Raw genomic sequence first — 21,993 nt, 5'->3', positions numbered from 1 at the left:
TCGAGGAATATTATGAAACAAAGTAAAATGCCTATCCCAACGCTTCGCGAAATGCCAAGCGATGCTCAAGTTATCAGCCATGCTCTTATGTTGCGAGCTGGCTATGTTCGTCAAGTATCTGCAGGTGTTTATTCTTACCTACCACTTGCCAACCGTGTGATTGAAAAAGCTAAAAACATCATGCGCCAAGAATTCGACAAGATTGGTGCGGTTGAGATGTTGGCTCCTGCCCTTCTCAGTGCAGAATTGTGGCGCGAATCAGGTCGTTACGAAACTTATGGTGAAGACCTTTACAAGCTAAAAAATCGTGAAAAATCAGACTTTATCCTAGGTCCAACTCACGAAGAAACCTTTACAGCTATTGTTCGTGATTCTGTTAAGTCTTACAAGCAATTACCACTCAACCTTTACCAAATCCAGCCTAAGTATCGTGATGAAAAACGCCCACGTAATGGACTTCTTCGTACACGTGAGTTTATCATGAAGGATGCTTACAGCTTCCACGCTAACTATGATAGTTTGGACAGTGTTTATGATGAGTACAAGGCTGCTTATGAGCGTATTTTCACTCGTAGTGGCTTAGACTTCAAGGCTATCATCGGTGACGGTGGAGCTATGGGTGGTAAGGACAGCCAAGAATTTATGGCCATTACACCTGCTCGTACAGACCTTGATCGCTGGGTTGTCTTGGACAAGTCAGTTGCCTCATTTGACGAAATTCCTGCAGAAGTACAAGAAGAAATCAAGGCAGAATTGCTCAAATGGATGGTCTCTGGTGAAGATACCATTGCTTACTCAAGTGAATCTAGCTATGCGGCCAACTTGGAAATGGCAACAAACGAGTACAAACCAAGCAACCGTGTTGTCGCTGAAGAAGAAGTGACTCGTGTTGCAACTCCAGATGTAAAATCAATTGATGAAGTTGCAGCCTTCCTAAACGTTCCAGAAGAACAAACGATTAAAACCCTCTTCTACATGGCAGATGGCGAGCTTGTTGCAGCCCTTCTAGTTGGAAATGACCAGCTCAACGAAGTCAAGTTGAAAAACCACTTGGGAGCAGATTTCTTTGACGTTGCTAGCGAAGAAGAAGTAGCAAGTGTTGTTCAAGCAGGATTTGGTTCACTTGGCCCAGTTGGTTTGCCAGAGAATGTTAAAATCATTGCAGACCGTAAGGTGCAAGATGTTCGCAATGCAGTTGTGGGTGCTAACGAAGATGGTTATCACTTGACTGGTGTGAACCCAGGTCGTGATTTTACTGCAGAATATGTTGATATCCGTGAAGTTCGTGAGGGTGAAATTTCTCCAGACGGACAAGGGGTCCTTCACTTTGCGCGTGGTATCGAAATTGGTCACATCTTCAAACTCGGTACTCGCTATTCAGCAAGCATGGGAGCAGATGTTTTGGATGAAAATGGCCGTGCTGTGCCAATTATCATGGGATGTTACGGTATCGGTGTCAGCCGTCTCCTTTCAGCTGTTATGGAGCAACACGCTCGCCTCTTTGTTAATAAAACGCCAAAAGGTGAATACCGTTACGCTTGGGGAATCAACTTCCCTAAAGAATTGGCGCCATTTGATGTTCACTTAATCACTGTCAATGTCAAGGACGAAGAAGCGCAAACTTTGACAGAAAAGCTTGAAGCAAGCTTGATGGGAGCAGGTTACGAAGTCTTGACAGATGACCGTAATGAACGTGTCGGTGTTAAATTTAGCGATAGTGACTTGATTGGATTGCCAATCCGTATTACTGTTGGTAAAAAAGCGGCCGATGGCATCGTAGAAGTTAAGATTAAAGCGACTGGTGACACCATCGAAGTTCATGCAGATAACTTGCTTGAAACGCTTGAAATCCTCAGCAAGAAATAAAAACTATAATCAGAAGAAAAACAAGGAAAAAATGTAACTAGTTTTTACCTTGTTTTTTCTGTATAATGGGAAAAATGAGTAGATAAAGAGGTAAATGTATGCTAAGATTTCCAAAGGATTTTGTCTGGGGATCCTCTACTTCTGGGCCACAGACAGAAGGACGTGTAGCTGGTGACGGCAAGGGAGATAATCTCTGGGATTATTGGTACCAAGTGGAGCCAAATCGCTACTATAATGGAATTGGTCCAGATAAAACATCAACCTTTTATGAAAACTGGGAAAAGGATATTGAGCTACTGTTAGAAACTGGTCACACGGCCTTTCGGACTTCTATTCAGTGGTCACGGATTTTTCCACAAGGGCGTGGGGAAGTCAATTCTCAGGGTGTGGATTTTTACCGTAAGGTTTTTGAGGCTATTAAGGCCAAAGGGATTCGTCTTTTAGTCAATCTTTATCATTTTGATTTGCCTTTTGCCCTTCAAGAGGATGGTGATGGTTGGGAAAATAAGGCGACTGTTTCAGCCTATGAAGACTATGCTCGTTTTTGTTTTGAGATTTATGGAGATTTAGTGGATCAATGGATTACCTTTAACGAGCCAATAGTTCCAGTAGAATTTGGCTATTTTTACGATGCCCATTATCCACATAAGGTGGATGCAGAGGCAGCCGTTAAAGTAGCTTATCATACACAATTGGCCAGCAGTCGGGCGGTTAAGGCTTGTCATGAACTTTTGCCAGATTCCAAGATTGGGATTGTCTTAAACTTGACACCGGCTTATCCACGTAGCCAGCATCCTGCTGATGTCAAGGCTGCTAATATTGCGGACCTTTTTCAGGCCCAATCTTTCTTAGATCCGTCTGTTTTGGGGACTTATCCACAGGAGTTGGTAGAAATCTTACATGAATACGGTCTCTTGCCTGATGCTACAGAGGAGGAGTTGGATATCATTCGTGACAATACTGTGGACTTCCTTGGTGTCAACTACTATCAACCTTTGCGTGTTATGGCTCCTCGATTTGCGAAGCATCCAGAGAGTCCTCTTTTGCCAGAACATTTTTATGAGCCTTATGTGATGCCTGGACGTAAAATCAATCCTCATCGTGGCTGGGAGATTTATGAGCAAGGGATTTATGACATTGCCCAAAATATCAAGGAAAATTATGGTAATATCGAGTGGATGTTGACAGAGAATGGTATGGGTGTTGAAGGGGAAGAAAAATTCCGTGAGAATGGAATGATTCAAGATGATTACCGTATTGACTTTGTAAAAGGTCATCTTCGCGAACTTCACCGTGCCATTGAAGACGGAGCCAATTGTAAGGGCTACTTGATTTGGACCTTTATCGATTGCTGGTCATGGCTCAATAGCTATAAAAATCGCTATGGCTTGGTCGAATTAGACTTGGAAACGCAAGAACGTCGTCTGAAGAAATCAGGGCACTGGTTCAAGGAATTAAGCGATAATAATGGATTTTAAAAAGGACTCTGACTGATTATCCTAATTGGTCAGAGTCTTTTGCTAACAGGAGCGTAATTTGAACTATACCAATTTTTACTCTTGACAAGTGAAAGAAACAAGTATATACTGTTTTTGCTGATTCTATAAAAGAGGAATTAGACTATACCAATTTTAAGGAGAAAGCACAGCTGGTCTGTGTCGTATATACTATGTGTGGAATTGTTGGTGTTGTTGGAAACACAAATGCAACTGATATTTTGATTCAAGGGCTTGAAAAGCTCGAATACCGTGGCTATGATTCTGCGGGGATTTTTGTCCTAGGTGGTGCTGAAAACCACTTGGTGAAGGCTGTTGGTCGTATCGCAGAATTGTCTGCTAAGACAGCTGGTGTTGAGGGGACAACGGGTATCGGACATACTCGTTGGGCTACTCACGGAAAACCAACGGAAGACAATGCTCACCCACATCGCTCTGAGACTGAACGTTTTGTTTTGGTGCACAATGGGGTCATTGAGAACTACCTTGAAATCAAGGAAGAATACCTTGCAGGTCACCACTTTAAGGGGCAAACAGATACTGAAATCGCTGTTCACTTGATTGGAAAATTTGCGGAAGAAGAAGGTCTCTCAGTTCTTGAAGCTTTCAAAAAAGCTCTTCATATCATACGTGGTTCTTATGCTTTTGCCTTGGTTGACTCACAAGATCCTGAAGTCATCTACGTAGCTAAAAATAAATCACCACTTTTGATTGGTCTTGGAGAAGGCTATAACATGGTCTGCTCAGATGCTATGGCTATGATTCGTGAGACCAACCAATACATGGAAATTCATGACCAAGAGTTGGTAATCGTCAAGGCTGATAGTGTGGAAGTTCAAGATTATGATGGCAACAGTCGTGAACGTGCTAGCTATACTGCGGAACTTGACTTGTCTGATATCGGTAAGGGAACTTATCCTTACTACATGCTTAAGGAAATCGATGAGCAACCAACGGTTATGCGTAAACTCATCCAAGCCTACACAGATGAGGCTGGTCAAGTTGTCGTAGACCCAGCTATCATCCAGGCTGTTCAAGACGCAGACCGTATCTACATCCTTGCAGCTGGGACATCTTACCACGCAGGATTTGCTTCTAAGAAAATGTTGGAAGAATTGACAGATACACCAGTTGAACTTGGAATCTCATCTGAGTGGGGCTACGGTATGCCACTTCTCAGCAAGAAACCACTCTTCATCTTTATCAGCCAATCTGGTGAAACAGCGGATAGCCGTCAGGTTTTGGTTAAGGCTAATGAAGTGGGAATCCCAAGCTTGACAGTGACAAACGTACCAGGCTCAACTCTTTCTCGTGAAGCTAACCATACTATGCTTCTTCATGCAGGTCCTGAAATTGCCGTGGCATCAACCAAGGCCTATACAGCACAAATTGCAGCCCTTGCCTTTCTTGCAAAAGCAGTAGGAGAAGCAAATGGCAATGCCAAAGCGCAAGCCTTTGACCTGGTTCATGAATTGTCAATCGTAGCTCAGTCTATCGAGTCAACTCTTTCAGAGAAAGAAAACATTGAAGCCAAGGTTCGTGAGCTTCTTGAAACAACTCGTAACGCCTTTTATATTGGGCGTGGTCAAGATTACTACGTAGCTATGGAAGCAAGTCTTAAGCTTAAAGAGATTTCTTACATCCAGTGTGAAGGCTTTGCGGCAGGAGAACTCAAGCATGGAACCATTGCCTTGATTGAAGAAGGAACGCCTGTTTTGGCCCTCTTGTCAGATCCAGTCCTTGCCAACCACACTCGTGGAAATATCCAAGAAGTGGCAGCCCGTGGTGCCAAGGTTCTCACTATTGCAGAAGAAAATGTTGCCAAAGATACAGACGACATCGTTCTTACGACCGTCCACCCTTACCTCTCACCAATTTCAATGGTTGTGCCAACGCAATTAGTCGCTTATTTTGCAACACTCCACCGTGGCCTTGATGTGGACAAACCACGTAATCTTGCTAAATCAGTAACGGTAGAATAAGCTAAAAAAGTCTAGTTATCTAGGCTTTTTCTTGTGAGCAAATGGGTTGCTTGTACTCAAGATTCGTGTTATACTCTTCGAAAATCAAATTCAAACCACGTCAGCTTCACCTTGCCGTACTTAAGTACAGCCTGCGGCTAGCTTCCTAGTTTGCTCTTTGATTTTCATTGAGTGTTAGAATAATTTGTCAAAATGAAGGACCGAAATAGACAAGGAGAATTACTGTGGTAGAATTGGGAATTTCAACATTTGGGGAAACAACGGAGCTTGAAGGGACTGGACAGACTTACAGTCATGCCGAACGCATTCGCCAGTTGCTGGCAGAGATTGAACTGGCTGACAAGGTTGGTTTGGATGTGTATGGGATTGGTGAGCACCATCGAGCGGATTTTGCGATATCTGCGCCAGAGATTATCCTGGCAGCTGGGGCAGTCAATACCAAGAAAATTCGTTTGACTAGTGCGGTCAGCATTCTCTCAAGTATGGATCCGATTCGATTGTTCCAACAATATGCCACTATCGATGCTTTGTCAAATGGACGTGCGGAGATTATGGCCGGAAGGGGTTCTTTCACGGAATCTTTTCCCTTGTTTGGCTATGATTTGAAAGACTACGAAGCTCTTTTTGATGAGAAATTAGACTTGCTTCAATTAGTCAATGAAAAGATAAAACTAGATTGGCAAGGTCGATTGACCCAAACAATCTCTGGCAAAGAAGTTTATCCTCGTCCAGTTCAGGACAAATTGCCCTTGTGGATAGCGACAGGTGGTCATGTCGAATCAACTGTGAAGATTGCTCAGGCTGGTCTACCGATTGTTTATGCTATTATTGGTGGCAATCCGCGTTATTTTAAAAAGTTGATTCAGGCTTATCGTGAGATTGGAAGCGAAGCGGGTTATGCCAGTCAGGAACTAAAGGTTGGAGCTCATTCTTGGGGTTGGATTGCTGAAGATGGTGAGCAGGCTGTAAAAGATTATTTCCATCCGACTAAGCAAGTGGTGGATGCTATTTCCAAAGACCGTCCGCACTGGCAGGAATTGCGTTATGAGCAATATTTGGAGCAAGTTGGGCCAAATGGTGCTATGTTTGTGGGCAATTCAGATCAGGTGGCCGAAAAATTGATTCGCATGATTGAAGACTTAGGTTTGGATCGCTTTATGTTGCACCTACCTCTTGGTTCTATGCCTCATGAACAAGTCCTGAGAGCTATTGAACTCTTCGGTACACAAGTTGTACCCAAAGTACGGGCTTATTTTGCCATGAAAGAGGCTTAATAAAAAATCCTAATCAGGCTGATAAAAAATCTATATAACAACTATTTTAAAAAAGCAATAAACAGAAAAGAATCTCTGAAAAGCTAGTAAAATCAAGCTTTCCAGAGGTTTTTTTCTCTATTGATATAAACAATCTCAATCAAGTCGATAGTCAATATATATTGGGAAAAGGTCAAAAGGAGTGGTAAGATGGTTTCAATCCAAATGGAAGGAGAAAAGTATGACAAGTAAAAGAGAGCTAGTTTTTAAAGCCATCCGAGGAGAAGAGGTGGAACGAGTTCCTGTAGGCTTTTGGTTTCATTTTGTAACACTGGAGGAAAAAGGGCAAGGTTTAAATAACCCACGTATCTTTCAAAAAAGTGTAGAGGGACATCGGGAGTACGTTGAAAAAATTCATCCTGATTTTGTCAAAATGATGAGTGACGGATTTTTTATTTATCCAAGTAATGTCTACAGTCCTTTGGTTTCAAGTATTCAGGAGCTGGCTTCTATTGAGTCGATTGGTGAAAACCATCCTTGGATTCAGCAACAAGTAGAAGTGGTACAAGCTATTCGAGCAACCTTCACTGAGGACATTGCTTCATTCTACAATATCTTTTCTCCAATTTCCTATCTGAAAAGATGGTTTCGTACAGAGACTTCTAGAGGTGATAAGGAGGTTGCAGATATTTTTCTTGAAAATCCAGAGTTATTCAGTGAAATTTTAGACGTGATAGCAGAGGATATCGCTATCCTAACTAAAAAAATCATTCAGGATGGTGGAGCAGATGGAATCTATCTCAGTACTCAAGAAATTCAGGATGAGCGCATCACAGCAGAATTGTATCAGACCTATATTGAGCCAAGCAACATAAAGGTTTTAGAAGCTGCCAATCAGGTAGGTGGGGTAAATATCCTGCATATCTGCGGTTTCCAAGGTGCCAGTAACAATGTGACTATTTTCAAAGATTATCCAGCCCAAGTTTTCAATTGGGCAACCCACCATGAAGCAGTCAGCTTACCTCAAGGTCAGGAGCTATTTCATGGCAAAGCGGTCTTGGGTGGTTTTGAAAATGGAAAGCAGAGCCTGCTTTATGGAGGTAGCAAGGCTAAACTACAAGAGGAAACCAAACGCTTGTTGGCTGAAGCTGGGACTAGAGGAGTCCTTCTTGGAGCGGATTGCACGGTTCCAGATGACTTTGAATTAGAACGATTGGACTGGATTCGTCAGGCTGCTATTTTAGAATAGGAGGGCCTTATGAAAAGAAAAAAGTGGCTATTGGTAGGGACGGCCCTCGGCTTTGTCATCTTACTTGCGATCAGTCTTACAAAGGGACTTGCTTGTAAGGAAGGGCCAAGATGTCATGGAATTCAGGATTTTCAGAAGGGAAGTCTTCCCTTTATTCAAACCAATGATATTGCCAGTATTTTATTAGTTGAAAAAGAAAGAAATGGAGAATAGAGATGTCAGAAAAAAGAGAATGGGTTTTAAAAGCATTTAGAGGAGAAGCTGTCGATCGTGTGCCAGTCGGTTTTTGGCACCACTTTACATCAGAAGAGGAATGGTTAAAGGGATTTTCAAATCCAGTGATTATTGAAAAGAATATACAAGGTCACAAACGTTTTATCCGTGACCTACATCCAGACTTTATCAAGTTGATGAGTGATGGCTATTTTGCTTATCCAAATCCAGTTATTGCCAAAGGAAAGTCACTCCAAGAGTTGGCAGAGATTCAACCTCTGGGTGAAGATCATCCGTGGATTAGAGAGCAGGTAGAATTAGTGAAGAAGATTAAGCAGGAGTTTACTGAAGATATTGTTGCCATTTACAATATATTTGCGCCTGTGACCTACCTCAAATGGTTACTTGGAGAAGTGTCTGGCGGAGATGATCTCATTGCAGATTTCTTAGTTCAAGATTCTCAGAAATTGAAAAAAGTACTTGATGTAATTGCGCAAGATATCGCTAGCTTGAGTCAAGCTATTATTAAAGATGCAGGAGCAGACGGTATTTATCTCAGTGTGCAAAGTATTCAGGATGCGCGTGTTTCTGTTGAAGACTATCAGGAGATTATTGCGCCGAGTGAACTGACTGTTTTAAATGCAGCTAAGTCGGTTGGTGGGGTAAATATCCTTCATATCTGTGGCTATGAAGGAGCTCGAAACGATATTCATATCTTTGCCGACTATCCAGCTCATGTTTTTAACTGGGCAGTTGGTCCAGAAGGAATTAGCCTAAAAGAAGGTCGTGAGATTTTCAAGGGTCGTGCTGTTCTGGGAGGATTTGAAAACGGTAAAGATGGCCTTCTCTATCGAGGCAGTAAGGAAGAAATTCAAGCTGAAACCAAACGCTTGATAGAAGAAACAGGAAAAGAGGGCTTCATACTTGGAGCAGATTGTACCATTCCGAGTGATATTGTAGTGGAGCGTATCCAGTGGGTGAGAGAGGCATTGGCTAAATAAAGGAGAAGAATATGAGTAAGAAAACATGGATTATTGGTGGAGTTGCAGTTGTGGCAGTTCTTGGAGCAACGATTATTGGTAGAACTTTGGCGGGAGCATCTGCTAAAGGTGCAGATGCAGCTTCATCTGGACAAGTAACAACTTTAAAAGTTGCCCATACTCAAAACTATGTCCCTTATGATTTTATTGACGAAAAAGGGGGATCAGATGGTTATGAAGTCGCTGTTTTAAAGGCGGTTGATGAGAAATTAGCAGATTATAAATTTGAGTATACTGGAACTAGTGATGATGATCTCTTGATTGGACTTGAGTCTGGCAAGTACGATATTGGAACTAAAGGTGCTTGGTATACAGATGAACGGGCTAAGAAATTCATTATTCCATCTGAGCCAGTAGGAGCCAGCATTATTGGTTTTACTGTTAGAAAAGAAGATGAAGCCAAATATAAGAATATTGATGATTTCGCCAAAAATAAAGGAAAATTAGTACCCATCTCTCCTCAAAATGCCCAGTGGAATGTCATCAATAGCTATAATGACAAGCATAAGGATACACCAATTGAGTTGACAGCTGCTGAATCATTCAAGGTGGCAGATGCTTATGCTTGGGTTTTAGAAGGACGATACGATGCCTTCTTTGATATCAAGTTGTCTTTTGAAAAAGCAGTGACAGCAGAGGATGGTTCTTACCACCAATATGCGGACAAACTTAGCTGGTTCCCTTATAAAGGAATCCCAACCTATCCATTGATTCACCGTGATGAAAAGGGCGAGAAGTTTGCTAAAGAGTATGAAAAAGCGATTAAAGAATTAAAAGAAGACGGCACTCTAGCTAAACTTTCTCAAAAATACTTTAAAGAAGACGTCTTTAGCTACGTTGATAAAGATTAGATGAACAATCAGGAATGTTATACTCTTCGAAAATCTCTTCAAACCGCGTCAACGACGCCTTGCCGTAGGTATGGTTACTGACTTCGTCAGTTCTATCCACAACCTCAAAACACTGTTTTGAGCAACCTGTGGCTAGTTTGCTTTTTGATTTTCATTGAGTATTAGAAAGAGGTTTATATGGTTTCATATGATTTTTCAAGAGTGTTCCAATTTTTACCAACCTTATGGCAGGCTCTTCCTATGACCTTGTCCATTCTCTTTTTTACTACAATCCTTGGTTCCCTTTTCGGTGGCTTATTGGCTTGGGCTCAAGTGGGAGAAGACAAGACTTTTGCAGGTCTTTCCAAGGGCTATATTTTCACTCTTCGCTGTACTCCCCCCATTGTCTTACTGTTTTTAGTCTTTTATGGTTTACCTGAATTTTTAAAATGGTGGTTGAATTTAGATATCAACAACTGGTCTAAGACGGTCTTTGTCTTATTCACTATGGTCTTGCTATTTGCGGCTATCATTGCAGAAGTATTTAAGGCGTCCTATCAGGCAATTCCCAAAGGTCAGATGGAAGCTGGAGTCAGTATTGGTCTGACACCTAGTCAGACATTTTGGAGAATCATTTTTCCTCAGGCTTTTCAAGTGGCTCTTCCAAATATGACGACCGCTATTCTAAATTTGATGCGAGATGCTGCCCTAGCCTATACGATTGGTTTTGTAGATGTCATGGGGGCTGGCAATCTCTTAATCAGTCGTAATTTGGGGAATTATTCTCTTGAAACCTATACAGCGGTTGCCATTCTTTATTGGGGTGTAGCCTTGGCTGTTTCCTTCTTGAGTCGCTTGTTAGAAAAATCTTTGGAAACGAAAGGGAGATAGGATATGGATTTAGACTATATTGCAAAAACCTTTTTAGAGACCTTAAAAGGGGTACCGACCACCTTGATTATCATGATTGTAGCCATGATCTTAAGTTTTCTACCAGCCTTGTTTTTAGCTCTGGGACAAATATATAAAGTAAAAGGTGTTCGAACTTTCTCTCTCGTGTATCTAGCTTTTATAAGAGCAACACCTCCGATTTTGCTGATTCTTTTCTTTTATAGTTTGTTTCCGAGTTTGCTCAATCAATTTCTCAAAAGCATAGGAAGTGATGTTGATATCTTTAAACTCAATCCGATCTATTATGCTTTTATTATCTATAGCCTGATGACAACAGGTAGTTTATCAGAAATCTTACGTTCGGCTATTTTGACTGTGGATAAGGGACAATTAGAAGCTGCACAAGCGATTGGCTTAACCACTAGTCAAGCTTATGTGAGGATTATTTTTCCACAGGCCTTGCGATCAGCTCTGCCCAATCTGGCTAATCTAGTTATAAATATTGTAAAAGGAACCTCTTTGGTTTTTGTGATGACCATTAAGGATATTACAGCCATTGCCCGTGTTGAAGCGTCTTATGGTTATCAGTATTTTGAATCCTATTTTGTGATCTTTTTACAGTACATTCTTATTTGCGGATTGATTCAATGGGGCTTTTCAATTATAGAGAAACGCTATATTCGAAGAGAAAAGGGACAAGTAGTGCCCAGTACAGGTTTAGCATAGGAGGAGACAATGTTACAAGTAGAACATGTTGCAAAAAAATTTGGAGACAGACAAGTCCTAGAAGATGTTAATCTCAAGGTCAACCAAGGGGATGTGGTTGTAATATTGGGGCCATCTGGATCAGGTAAAACGACTTTTCTCAGATGTCTCAATCATTTAGAAAAGGCCGATAGTGGCTCTTTGAAGCTTGCTGATAAAGACTACGATCTTGGCAAATTGACCAAAAAAGATATTTTAGAAATTCGCCAGAAGACAGCCTTCGTTTTCCAACATTATAATTTATTTGCTAATAAGACCGCCTTGGAAAATATTTTAGAGGGCTTGGTAATTGCTCGGAAAATTCCTAAGGAAGAAGCAACCAAACGTGCGGAAGCTGCCTTAGAAAAAGTTGGTTTACTAGCTTATAAAGATTATTATCCTTCTCAGCTTTCTGGAGGCCAGCAACAACGAATTGGCATTGCGCGTGCCATCGCTGTGAAACCAGAGGTCATTTTATTAGATGAGCCGACATCGGCCTTGGATCCAGAGTTGGTAGGAGATGTTTTAGATGTTTTAAAACAGTTAGCTAAAGAAGGAGTTACTATGGTAGTAGTGACTCATGAGATGGGTTTTGCCAGAGATGTAGCCAACCATGTCATTTTTATGGATGGTGGGAAAATTGTTGAAGAAAATAATGCCCATGATTTCTTTAGTCGTCCAAAAGAAGAAAGAACCAAGCAATTTTTGGCACGAATACTCTCGGATGCGACCTATAGTGTGGAATATATGATTTGACAGATAGGATTATCAGGGCAAAAATTAATCCCCCGAGCTTTAATGCTTGGGGGATTGTTCTATAGGAGGGCTAGTTTAGTTCTCTTTTTTGTTTTTTAGTAAGAACCCGAGACCTAGAAGGGCAAGGAGACTAATTCCTGCAAACAGGAGTTTGTGATCGTTTTTGGTTCCTGTATTTGGAAGTTCAGCTTGTTTAGCTAGAGGCGCAGGTATATTTTCCTTGCTAGGGTTTTCTACTGATTCGTTTTGAACAGCTTCACTTACAGATGATACTCGTGCTTCTTGGGCTGGTTGTGTAGTTTGTGTAGTTTGTGAATCAGTTGTAGCTTGGCTAGGTTTATTTTCCGCATCAGCTACTTTGGCATCTGGTTTTGCAGAATCAGGTTTAGTTTGTGGAGCTGGATCTTGCTGTTCGGGTTTGACTACTCGGTTTGACATATTGTCTTGGATATTATATTGCCCTTGTTCTTGTTTTAAGCTAGAAAGGTCAAATTCTGGTTTATCCTCCACAGCTGGGGCAACGATGGCACCGCCTTGAGAGACTCGAAGAACAGTAGCTGTAAGGGCATTTAATTTCAAGCCTTTTTCAGTCCACTCGAGTCCTTTCGGGTTGGCAATTCCGACTGGTCCTGCTTGGTTTTCATCTGCCAAAACTTCCGCATTTCTGAGGTGGGCAAAGGCGGTTCCCAAATTAAATTCGCGGGCTTTTTCGTCAGCATTGACAAAGACTGCGTAGATATCACCGTTTGGAGCAGTAATTTGGTAGCCAATTACCACATCCTCTTTTTCCACACCATTTTGGCCTGGAACAGTGATGAGGTGGACACGGTCTTTGATATCTTGGAGACTCTTGAGTCGGAAGGCATCTGTAGATTGACGAAGGGCAATCAAACCTTTCATATAGTCACGGCTCTTGACATTTTCAGGATATGCTTTTCCATCTGTAGCTTTAGTCCAGTCAAACTTGTTAATAGCATCACTCGAATCGTAAGAGTCATGGATGAAGTAAGGATAGTCAAATGGATTGCCATCCTTATCACGCAACAAGTGAGATTTGTTTGGAACCTTATCCTCCGCTACTGGAGTCTTGTAGGCTGGGTCACGGAATTGTTTGGTGCGACCATATTCCTGACCAGAGTGGATAAACGGAGTTCCTTGAGCTGTCAAGACCATGAGATTTCCAAGTCGCAAACGACGGTGAATTTCAGCATAGTTCTCAGCCTTGCTTGGATCTTTTTTGATAGACTGGGCGATGATGTCAAAGAGGGTCAAGTTATCATGGGCTGCGATGTATTGGATGACATCTCCAGGGCTGTCAGCTTCAAAGTTGGTTGGCTGAGCAATGAGATTTTTAAAGATGGTGTTGATATCACGCTTGCCACCTGTGATAAAGGCAGGTTGACCTTCGTTTGGATAACCAGACTTGAGGTTGTTACGGATGTCATCTGAAAAGACAGCGACAGTATCGGTATGTTTCATCCAATCTTGGTCAGCAGCTTTAGTAGGCATATTTTCATCACCAGCATAGGTTCTCCAACCTTCACCAAGCATGATGAGGTTTGGATTGAGGGCGCGTGCAGCCTTGTACGCTTCTTCGATAGAAGCTGCATCATGGTCTCCCATCATATCGAAGCGGAATCCATCCACTTTGTAGGTATCAACTAGATATTTGATAGAGTCAACTAGGAGTCGTTTGGTCATATGATGGGTTGTTCCCAAACGTCCACCACCAAAGCTAGTGCGAGGTGTCCCATCAGCATCCATAAAGTGGTAGTAGTTTGGTTCTAAATCTTCAAAGATATCGACTTTAGCTGTATGGTTATAAACGACATCTAGGATAGCTCCCATGCCACGTTTGTGGATTTCGTTGATGAGGTTTTTAAATTCTGCGATTCGTTTTTCTGGATTTTTAGGATCGCTTGAATACATACCAGTCAAGGAGAAGTAGTTTTGAGGATCATATCCCCAGTTATAGTTGCTGTTGCTTGAAGCATAGTCAGACAAGCGTTCATGGTTTTTCAATTCATTGACAAAGTAGTAAGACAAGACTGGAAGGAGCTGGATGTGGGTTACACCCAAGTCTTTGAGATAGTCTAGTTTTTCAATAAATGCTTCAAAGGTACCAAATGGTTTGGTTAAGTCTTTTGCAATGGCAGGATCTGAAGTAAAGTCACGCACATGAGCTTCGTAGATAACGGCATCTTCACGAGTCTTGAAATTGTGAATCTTACCATAAGTCAAGTCTTGAGGTCCGAGTTTGGCTGGATCTACAAAGGCGGCTTTAGCCACTTTATGGGCATCGTCAATCTTAGCATCGTCACTATTCCAAGCAGCGAGGGACTTAGCGTAAGGATCGAGTGCAAGAACAGTTTTACCTTGACGTTCGATTTGGTATTGATAATAGTATCCAGTGAAATCTGTGATTCCGAGTTTGTTTGTGCTATCTAGAGTTTGTTTCCAAGTTCCTCTTTCCCCTTTTTCAAGAGCGACAGTTCCAACTACTTTGTCAGGGTCATTCTTGTCGTAGACAACGACAGAAACCTTATCAGCACTTGGTGACCAAAGGGTCAAATCAACTTGTTTTCCTTCTTCTTTTAAGTCAGCTCCAAGTTTGCCATCATAACTGTAAGTCTCATCTTTCAGACGCCAGCTTGTTTTGGTAGTAAATTGGTCAGCGTTGTAGCTCACGGTATAAGGATGTTTTGTGTCCGAGAAATCTCCACTGTAGGTCACTTTCTTACCAGCTTCATCGATTGCAACATCGGTGATAGCTACTTTATTTCCTAGGTGATTAGTGATGTTGGAGTGTTTGAGGATATCCTCTTTTTTAGCACCGACAAGTGTTGAAAAACTACTCTCAATGCTAGAAGTACCTACGTGTTGGGCTCCTGTCATGCGGATATCGTGCACATAGTAGGGGTTGGTGTACATGGTTTCATCATCGTCTTTGAGGAAAATTTGGCTATGATTTTTTAAATCTGTGAACTTATAATCTTCTTTACGGATTTTCACATCGTCTCCTTGTTTGTTTCTGTCTAGTAATAAAAATCCAAGGTCTTTAGCTGCATCTTTGAGTGGAATATCGATATAGCGACCATATTTGCCTGTAGCCGTAAAGTCTGTTCCATTAGGCCATTCACCACTACTTGGCTCTTTCACATCTCCCCAGTACCAGAGAGACTTCTTGTCATAGTTGCCATCTGTGCGGTAGTAGTTGACGCGAATAGTTCCTGCAGGTTGTGGCTCGTAAGAGAAAACCTTGTTATCTTGGTCCAACCAAGCCTCATTCATCTTTGGTGCCAGTTTTTCTACTGATTTATCGCCGGTTAGATTTTTCCCAGCTGTATTATTGATGAGGAAGCTAATTTTCTTGGCTTGTTCTCCCTTTAATTTGACATCTAGGTAGTAGCCATAGTCATCTTTTTTGGCATCCTTGAAGGACAAGGCTCCGTTCGGCCAATTTTCAGAAGGTTTTTCAACATCGTCCCAAGTCCATAGTCCTTGAGCATCCTTGTTTTCTTCAGGGAGTTTTTTGACATGGATGCGGAAGTAGTTGTCTTCGATTGGCTCTTCTGTCTTAGTTTCAGTCGTTACTGGACTCGTAGAAGTAGTTGGTTCACTTGAACGATCTTGTCCGGTTTGTGGGGCTGAATCGGCGGGAGTTGCAGCAGGAGTAGTTGGCTCTGTTGCAGGTTTTTCTTCTGTTTTCTTTAGGGAAGCGTTTGCACTATCGGGTGAAGAAAAATCGCTTTCGTTCTTGCCAGCGATGTTTGTTGCATCAGTAAGAGGTTGAGTAAGGGAGGTCGTATTTCTGTTGCTGGGTTCGTTAGTGGTTGGTGTATTTTCGTTTGCTGAGATAGTTGGTGTAGCCATGGCAAGCAGAATAAGGCTTGCTCCAATAAGGACAGAACCAGTTCCATTTTTGAGGGAACGGATGCTGTAAACCATTTTTTTCTCAGTTTGAGATGGTATTTTTCTCATAATGATTCTCCAATCAATAAATTTCTATCATCAGTATAGCACTTAGTAAAATAAGATGCAAGCGTTTTCCTAAAATTAAAATAAAAGAAAAAATCGCAACAAATTTTGTTACGATTAAGCCAGTCTTTCTTTATGAATTTGAGAAGCCAGCAGGTGAAGGTGATGAAATAGTTCTGAAGTAGAGAAGTTACGATTGTAGATAAGTGGTTTAGGAGAGTTGGTGACAGGAAAGGTAGTGATAACAATATCGTGAGGAATTTGATTGAGAATTGAGAAAGAAATCGTAGATTCTTCCCAAGAATCAAAGAGATAGAGATTATTGCCGTAGTGAGCAAGGGTGTCGATAAGGTTTTGTGCGTGATGACTATCCAAATGACTAATGACTAAAACACGTATTTTGGGAAGTTTTTGAAGTAATTGGACTAAAATTCGTTGCCCTTGGATAGAAAAGGTGTAGACAAGTTCTTGTAGCTTACTTGGGTGATTTTCTAGCCCCATTTCAGTAAGGTAAGATTGGAATTTGTGTTGACTTACTTCAAATAGTTTTGGAAATTCTACTTGATAACTGCTTAAAATTTGGGATTTCTGTCTGTCGAGAGACTGGTTACTGAGTAAATGAAAGAAATCAGATTGGGCAGTGTAGTGGAGGAGCCAAATCAATTCCTCGCGATTTTCAATCTGTAGGTGAAATTCTTTAGCTAGTTCTTCTAGAATTTGGCTCAATAAACGATAAGATTTTTGGATATGTTGAATATCACCCAGTACTCCATTGCTAGGATTGTTTGTGATTTGAGGAGACTTTACTGGGTTTGAAAATAGCTGTTCTAGTGTTTCCTTTGTAGCTTCAAAATGGAGCTTTTTAGCTAGCTTTTTGATATCTTGTTCAAACTGGGGAATCTGCATGAGGGAGCTGTAATGACTGGTTAAGAGCGGACTAGGATTTTCAATGAAATGATTCTTGTTAAAACGCTCTAGATTGATAGCCAGGGTACATTTGATTTGCCGTAGACCGCTGAGGTTGGGTGAAACTTGTTGGGCCTTTAAAAATAGCTGAATCAGATGAGTGAGTGTCTCTTCAGAAATAGAAGGAAAGGGCCAATCAAGAAAGCTGTAACTTTGGCTAAAGTAGTCTAGATAAAAGGCACGAATGCCCTCTTCTTCTCCCTCCATGACTAAAGGGGAAAGTTGGATACTGATGCCATAATGTTGTGGAAGTTTAGTATTTAGATGTTGGATGATTTCCTGAACTCGTTCGCAACTCATCACAAGTTCTTGACACATTTGCACGAGTGATTGTCCCTCATTGAAAAACAACTGGTTCAAAAAAGAATAGGTTTCAGATTGTTTAAAAATCGCAATCCTGGGATCCAAGGTGTTTTGGACTTCAAACTGCAATTGAATGCTTTTTTTCTTGATTGAAGCAGGAGGTTAGGAAACAATTGCTCGAGCTTAAAAAGGTGTTCTTGCAATTCTTCGATTGAAAAATTCAGCTTCTCAGCCAAGACTGGAATTTCTATCCAATCATGGTGTTTGGTTAATTCTTCCAGTAAGAATAGCAAGTCTTGTTCAGTTTTAGACAGCAAGATATTCATCATAAACCTCCCTATATATTTATACATATATATTAAAAGAAAGGCCTGGTAAAGTCAAGAAAAACAACCTAGGATAAAATAGGAAAATCGTAATTTACTATATTTTTATTGAACGATTGAACCGAAAATGAAGTTTGCAAAGTGATTGTTGAATTTAATTTTTTAATAGGAAAAGATTTTGTCAAAAATTCATCAATCCCCTTGAAAAATCTAGCTAAATAGGGTATAATATGAATAATCATTTGTCGTAGGTTTTGTCTGAAATATTGTCCAGACAAGGCTCACAGCAGTTAAATCTTCTGAAAAAGTCAGATTTAGCTGCTCTTTTTGTGCTTTTTTTCAGGATTTCGCGTGTTTGTAACAAAGACTTAAAGATTCTGAAAATTTATCAAGAGGACACGGTGATAGGGGTTTTTAAAACCATATGACGATTAGAAAAGCCTGATTGACAAGGCTTGGAACTTATTTACAAAGGAGAATCATCTTGGCAGGACATGACGTTCAATACGGGAAACATCGTACCCGTCGTAGTTTTTCAAGAATCAAAGAAGTTCTTGACTTACCAAATTTGATTGAAATTCAAACTGACTCATTCAAAGATTTCCTAGACCACGGTCTTAAGGAAGTGTTTGAAGATGTATTGCCAATTTCAAACTTCACAGACACGATGGAGTTGGAATTTGTTGGATATGAAATCAAGGAACCAAAATACACGCTAGAAGAAGCTCGTATCCACGATGCTAGCTACTCAGCACCAATTTTTGTAACCTTCCGCTTGATCAATAAAGAAACAGGCGAAATCAAGACTCAAGAAGTTTTCTTTGGTGATTTCCCAATCATGACAGAAATGGGTACTTTTATCATCAATGGTGGTGAACGTATCATCGTTTCGCAGTTGGTTCGCTCACCAGGTGTTTACTTTAACGACAAAGTTGATAAAAACGGTAAAGTGGGCTATGGTTCAACTGTTATCCCTAACCGTGGAGCTTGGTTGGAGCTTGAAAGCGACTCAAAAGATATTGCCTATACTCGTATCGACCGTACTCGTAAGATTCCATTTACGACATTGGTTCGTGCGCTTGGTTTCTCAGGTGATGATGAAATCTTTGATATCTTTGGTGATAGCGAATTGGTTCGCAACACTGTTGAAAAAGATATCCACAAGAACCCAATGGACTCTCGTACAGACGAAGCCTTGAAAGAAATTTACGAACGCCTTCGTCCAGGTGAGCCTAAGACTGCTGAAAGCTCACGTAGCTTGCTTGTAGCTCGTTTCTTTGACCCACGTCGTTATGACTTGGCAGCTGTCGGTCGTTACAAAATCAATAAAAAACTCAATGTTAAAACACGTTTGCTTAACCAAACTATTGCTGAGCCATTGGTAGACTCTGAAACAGGAGAAATCTTGGTAGAAGCTGGAACAATCATGACTCGTAGTGTGATTGAAAGCATTGAAAGTCATTTGGATGGTGATTTGAACAAGATTGTTTACATTCCAAATGATGCAGCTGTTGTGACTGAGCCAGTTGTTCTTCAAAAATTCAAGGTTGTTGCTCCAACTGATCCAGACCGTGTTGTAACGATCATCGGTAATGCTAATCCAGATGACAAGGTTCGTATCGTCACTCCTGCAGATATCCTTGCTGAGATGAGTTACTTCCTCAACTTGGCTGAAGGACTTGGCCGTGTAGATGATATTGACCACCTTGGAAACCGTCGTATCCGTGCGGTTGGTGAATTGCTTGCCAACCAAGTACGTCTTGGACTTTCTCGTATGGAACGTAATGTCCGTGAACGTATGTCTGTTCAAGATAACGAAGTCTTGACACCGCAACAAATTATCAATATTCGTCCTGTAACAGCTGCGGTTAAAGAATTCTTTGGTTCATCACAGTTGTCACAGTTCATGGACCAACACAACCCACTTTCTGAGTTGTCTCACAAACGCCGTTTGTCAGCCTTAGGGCCTGGTGGTTTGACACGTGACCGTGCTGGATATGAAGTACGTGACGTGCACTACACTCACTACGGTCGTATGTGTCCAATCGAGACACCTGAAGGACCTAACATCGGTTTGATCAATAACTTATCATCTTACGGACACTTGAACAAATATGGTTTTGTTCAAACACCATACCGTAAAGTTGACCGTGAAACAGGTGTTGTTACGAACGAAATCGTTTGGTTGACAGCCGATGAAGAAGATGAATTTACTGTAGCACAGGCTAATTCTCGTCTGAATGAAGATGGAACATTTGCTGAGAAAGTTGTCATGGGACGTCACCAAGGGGTCAACCAAGAGTATCCAGCTAATGTTGTTGACTACATGGACGTATCACCAAAACAGGTAGTTGCCGTTGCGACAGCATGTATTCCTTTCTTGGAAAACGATGACTCCAACCGTGCCCTTATGGGAGCCAACATGCAACGTCAGGCTGTACCATTGATTAATCCTAAAGCACCTTACGTTGGTACTGGTATGGAATACCAAGCAGCCCACGATTCAGGAGCTGCTGTGATTGCTCAGTATGACGGTAAAGTTACCTATGCAGATGCTGACAAGGTAGAAGTTCGTCGTGAAGATGGTTCATTGGACGTTTACCACATCCAAAAATTCCGTCGTTCAAACTCAGGCACTGCTTACAACCAACGCACTCTCGTAAAAGTTGGCGATGTCGTTGAAAAAGGCGATTTCATCGCTGACGGCCCTTCTATGGAAAATGGGGAAATGGCGCTTGGACAAAACCCAATCGTTGCCTACATGACTTGGGAAGGTTACAACTTCGAGGATGCCGTTATCATGAGCGAACGCTTGGTGAAAGACGATGTTTATACATCTGTTCACCTTGAAGAATACGAATCAGAAACACGCGATACAAAGCTTGGGCCTGAAGAAATCACTCGCGAAATTCCAAACGTTGGGGAAGATGCCCTTAAAGACCTTGACGAAATGGGTATTATCCGTATCGGTGCTGAGGTTAAAGAAGGTGATATCCTTGTAGGTAAAGTAACACCTAAGGGGGAGAAAGACCTTTCAGCTGAAGAACGTCTCTTGCACGCTATCTTCGGAGATAAATCTCGTGAAGTGCGTGATACTTCTCTTCGTGTACCACATGGTGCCGATGGTGTCGTTCGTGATGTTAAGATCTTTACACGTGCAAATGGAGATGAATTGCAATCAGGTGTCAATATGCTGGTTCGCGTCTACATCGCTCAAAAACGTAAGATCAAGGTTGGAGATAAGATGGCCGGACGTCACGGAAATAAAGGGGTTGTTTCTCGTATCGTTCCTGTAGAAGACATGCCTTACCTTCCAGATGGAACTCCAGTCGACATCATGTTGAACCCACTTGGGGTGCCATCACGTATGAATATCGGTCAGGTTATGGAGCTTCACCTTGGTATGGCAGCTCGTACTCTTGGTATTCACATCGCAACACCAGTCTTTGACGGAGCAAGTTCTGAAGACCTTTGGTCAACTGTTAAAGAAGCTGGTATGGATAGCGATGCCAAAACAATCCTTTACGATGGACGTACTGGGGAACCGTTTGATAACCGTGTTTCTGTCGGAGTCATGTACATGATCAAACTCCACCACATGGTTGATGATAAATTGCACGCGCGTTCAGTCGGACCTTACTCAACCGTTACCCAACAACCACTCGGAGGTAAAGCTCAGTTTGGTGGACAACGTTTCGGTGAGATGGAGGTTTGGGCTCTTGAAGCCTATGGTGCATCAAATGTCCTTCAAGAAATCTTGACTTACAAGTCTGACGATATCAACGGACGTTTGAAAGCTTATGAAGCCATTACAAAAGGAAAACCAATTCCAAAACCAGGTGTTCCAGAATCCTTCCGAGTTCTTGTCAAAGAATTGCAATCTCTTGGTCTTGACATGCGTGTCCTAGACGAAGATGACCAAGAAGTGGAACTTCGTGACTTGGATGAAGGAATGGACGAAGATGTCATCCACGTAGATGACCTTGAAAAAGCCCGCGAAAAAGCAGCACAAGAGGCTAAAGCAGCCTTTGAAGCTGAAGAAGCTGAGAAAGCAACAAAAGCGGAAGCAACAGAAGAAGCTGCTGAGTAAGAAAAAGCAG

At 41.6% G+C, this 21,993-nt stretch carries 15 protein-coding genes; 12 read left to right on the top strand and 3 right to left on the bottom strand.

The features are described 5' to 3' along the window. The first annotated feature begins 12 nt into the window (after positions 1–12). From N8M95_RS04000 to N8M95_RS03950, 11 genes are all read left to right on the top strand, one after another. Positions 13–1,866 (top strand): proline--tRNA ligase, encoded by a 1,854-nt coding sequence (locus N8M95_RS04000; protein ID WP_261116667.1) that lies wholly within the window; start codon positions 13–15, stop codon positions 1,864–1,866. Positions 1,867–1,964: 98 nt separating this feature from the next. After that, entirely contained in the window at positions 1,965–3,344 is a 1,380-nt protein-coding gene (gene bglA / locus N8M95_RS03995; protein ID WP_261116666.1) for a 6-phospho-beta-glucosidase, read from the top strand. Positions 3,345–3,535: 191 nt separating this feature from the next. Beyond that, positions 3,536–5,344 carry a glutamine--fructose-6-phosphate transaminase (isomerizing) gene (gene glmS, locus N8M95_RS03990; protein WP_261116665.1) on the top strand — a complete coding sequence of 603 codons (1,809 nt, stop codon included), beginning with the start codon at positions 3,536–3,538 and terminating at the stop codon, positions 5,342–5,344. A gap of 224 nt (positions 5,345–5,568) precedes the next feature. Next, positions 5,569–6,618, top strand: a complete 1,050-nt coding sequence (locus N8M95_RS03985; protein ID WP_261116664.1) for an LLM class flavin-dependent oxidoreductase — start codon at positions 5,569–5,571, stop codon at positions 6,616–6,618. Between the two features lie 220 nt (positions 6,619–6,838). Next, positions 6,839–7,846, top strand: a complete 1,008-nt coding sequence (locus tag N8M95_RS03980) for a uroporphyrinogen decarboxylase family protein (protein ID WP_141230584.1) — start codon at positions 6,839–6,841, stop codon at positions 7,844–7,846. A gap of 9 nt (positions 7,847–7,855) precedes the next feature. After that, positions 7,856–8,059, top strand: coding sequence for a hypothetical protein (locus tag N8M95_RS03975; protein WP_020902709.1), 204 nt, complete (start codon positions 7,856–7,858; stop codon positions 8,057–8,059). 2 nt (positions 8,060–8,061) lie between these two features. Then, positions 8,062–9,060 (top strand): uroporphyrinogen decarboxylase family protein, encoded by a 999-nt coding sequence (locus N8M95_RS03970; protein ID WP_020902710.1) that lies wholly within the window; start codon positions 8,062–8,064, stop codon positions 9,058–9,060. 11 nt (positions 9,061–9,071) lie between these two features. Beyond that, the gene (locus tag N8M95_RS03965; protein WP_261069603.1) at positions 9,072–9,950 is read left to right on the top strand and encodes a transporter substrate-binding domain-containing protein; all 879 of its coding nucleotides are present in this window, start codon (positions 9,072–9,074) and stop codon (positions 9,948–9,950) included. A 177-nt stretch (positions 9,951–10,127) separates the two neighbouring features. After that, positions 10,128–10,820: an amino acid ABC transporter permease gene (locus N8M95_RS03960; protein WP_004256697.1), complete on the top strand. Its 693-nt coding sequence runs from the start codon at positions 10,128–10,130 to the stop codon at positions 10,818–10,820. 3 nt (positions 10,821–10,823) lie between these two features. Beyond that, a complete protein-coding gene (locus tag N8M95_RS03955) occupies positions 10,824–11,546 on the top strand; it encodes an amino acid ABC transporter permease (RefSeq protein WP_024056765.1) in 723 nt (240 codons plus the stop codon). A gap of 9 nt (positions 11,547–11,555) precedes the next feature. After that, positions 11,556–12,320: an amino acid ABC transporter ATP-binding protein gene (locus N8M95_RS03950; protein ID WP_023946737.1), complete on the top strand. Its 765-nt coding sequence runs from the start codon at positions 11,556–11,558 to the stop codon at positions 12,318–12,320. A 75-nt stretch (positions 12,321–12,395) separates the two neighbouring features. Here N8M95_RS03950 and N8M95_RS03945 read toward each other — a convergent pair whose 3' ends face one another. The 3 genes from N8M95_RS03945 to N8M95_RS03935 all read right to left on the bottom strand — a co-directional run bounded on the left by N8M95_RS03945 (position 12,396) and on the right by N8M95_RS03935 (position 17,896). Continuing rightward, positions 12,396–16,301 carry a pullulanase gene (locus N8M95_RS03945; RefSeq protein WP_261116663.1) on the bottom strand — a complete coding sequence of 1,302 codons (3,906 nt, stop codon included), beginning with the start codon at positions 16,299–16,301 and terminating at the stop codon, positions 12,396–12,398. Positions 16,302–16,415: 114 nt separating this feature from the next. Continuing rightward, positions 16,416–17,615, bottom strand: a complete 1,200-nt coding sequence (locus N8M95_RS03940) for an AcpB/EbpR/MafR family transcriptional regulator (protein ID WP_247932127.1) — start codon at positions 17,613–17,615, stop codon at positions 16,416–16,418. Positions 17,616–17,620: 5 nt separating this feature from the next. Continuing rightward, positions 17,621–17,896 carry a hypothetical protein gene (locus tag N8M95_RS03935; protein WP_261069601.1) on the bottom strand — a complete coding sequence of 92 codons (276 nt, stop codon included), beginning with the start codon at positions 17,894–17,896 and terminating at the stop codon, positions 17,621–17,623. 481 nt (positions 17,897–18,377) lie between these two features. Between N8M95_RS03935 and rpoB the strand changes: the two genes are divergently transcribed. Further along, complete coding sequence (gene rpoB, locus N8M95_RS03930) at positions 18,378–21,983, top strand: DNA-directed RNA polymerase subunit beta (RefSeq protein WP_247932100.1); 3,606 nt, start codon at positions 18,378–18,380, stop codon at positions 21,981–21,983. The last annotated feature ends 10 nt before the right edge of the window (positions 21,984–21,993 follow it).

This window comes from Streptococcus mitis (genome assembly GCF_946190325.1).
Lineage (GTDB): Bacteria > Bacillota > Bacilli > Lactobacillales > Streptococcaceae > Streptococcus > Streptococcus mitis_CF.
This window is presented reverse-complemented; position numbering and strand designations above follow the sequence as displayed.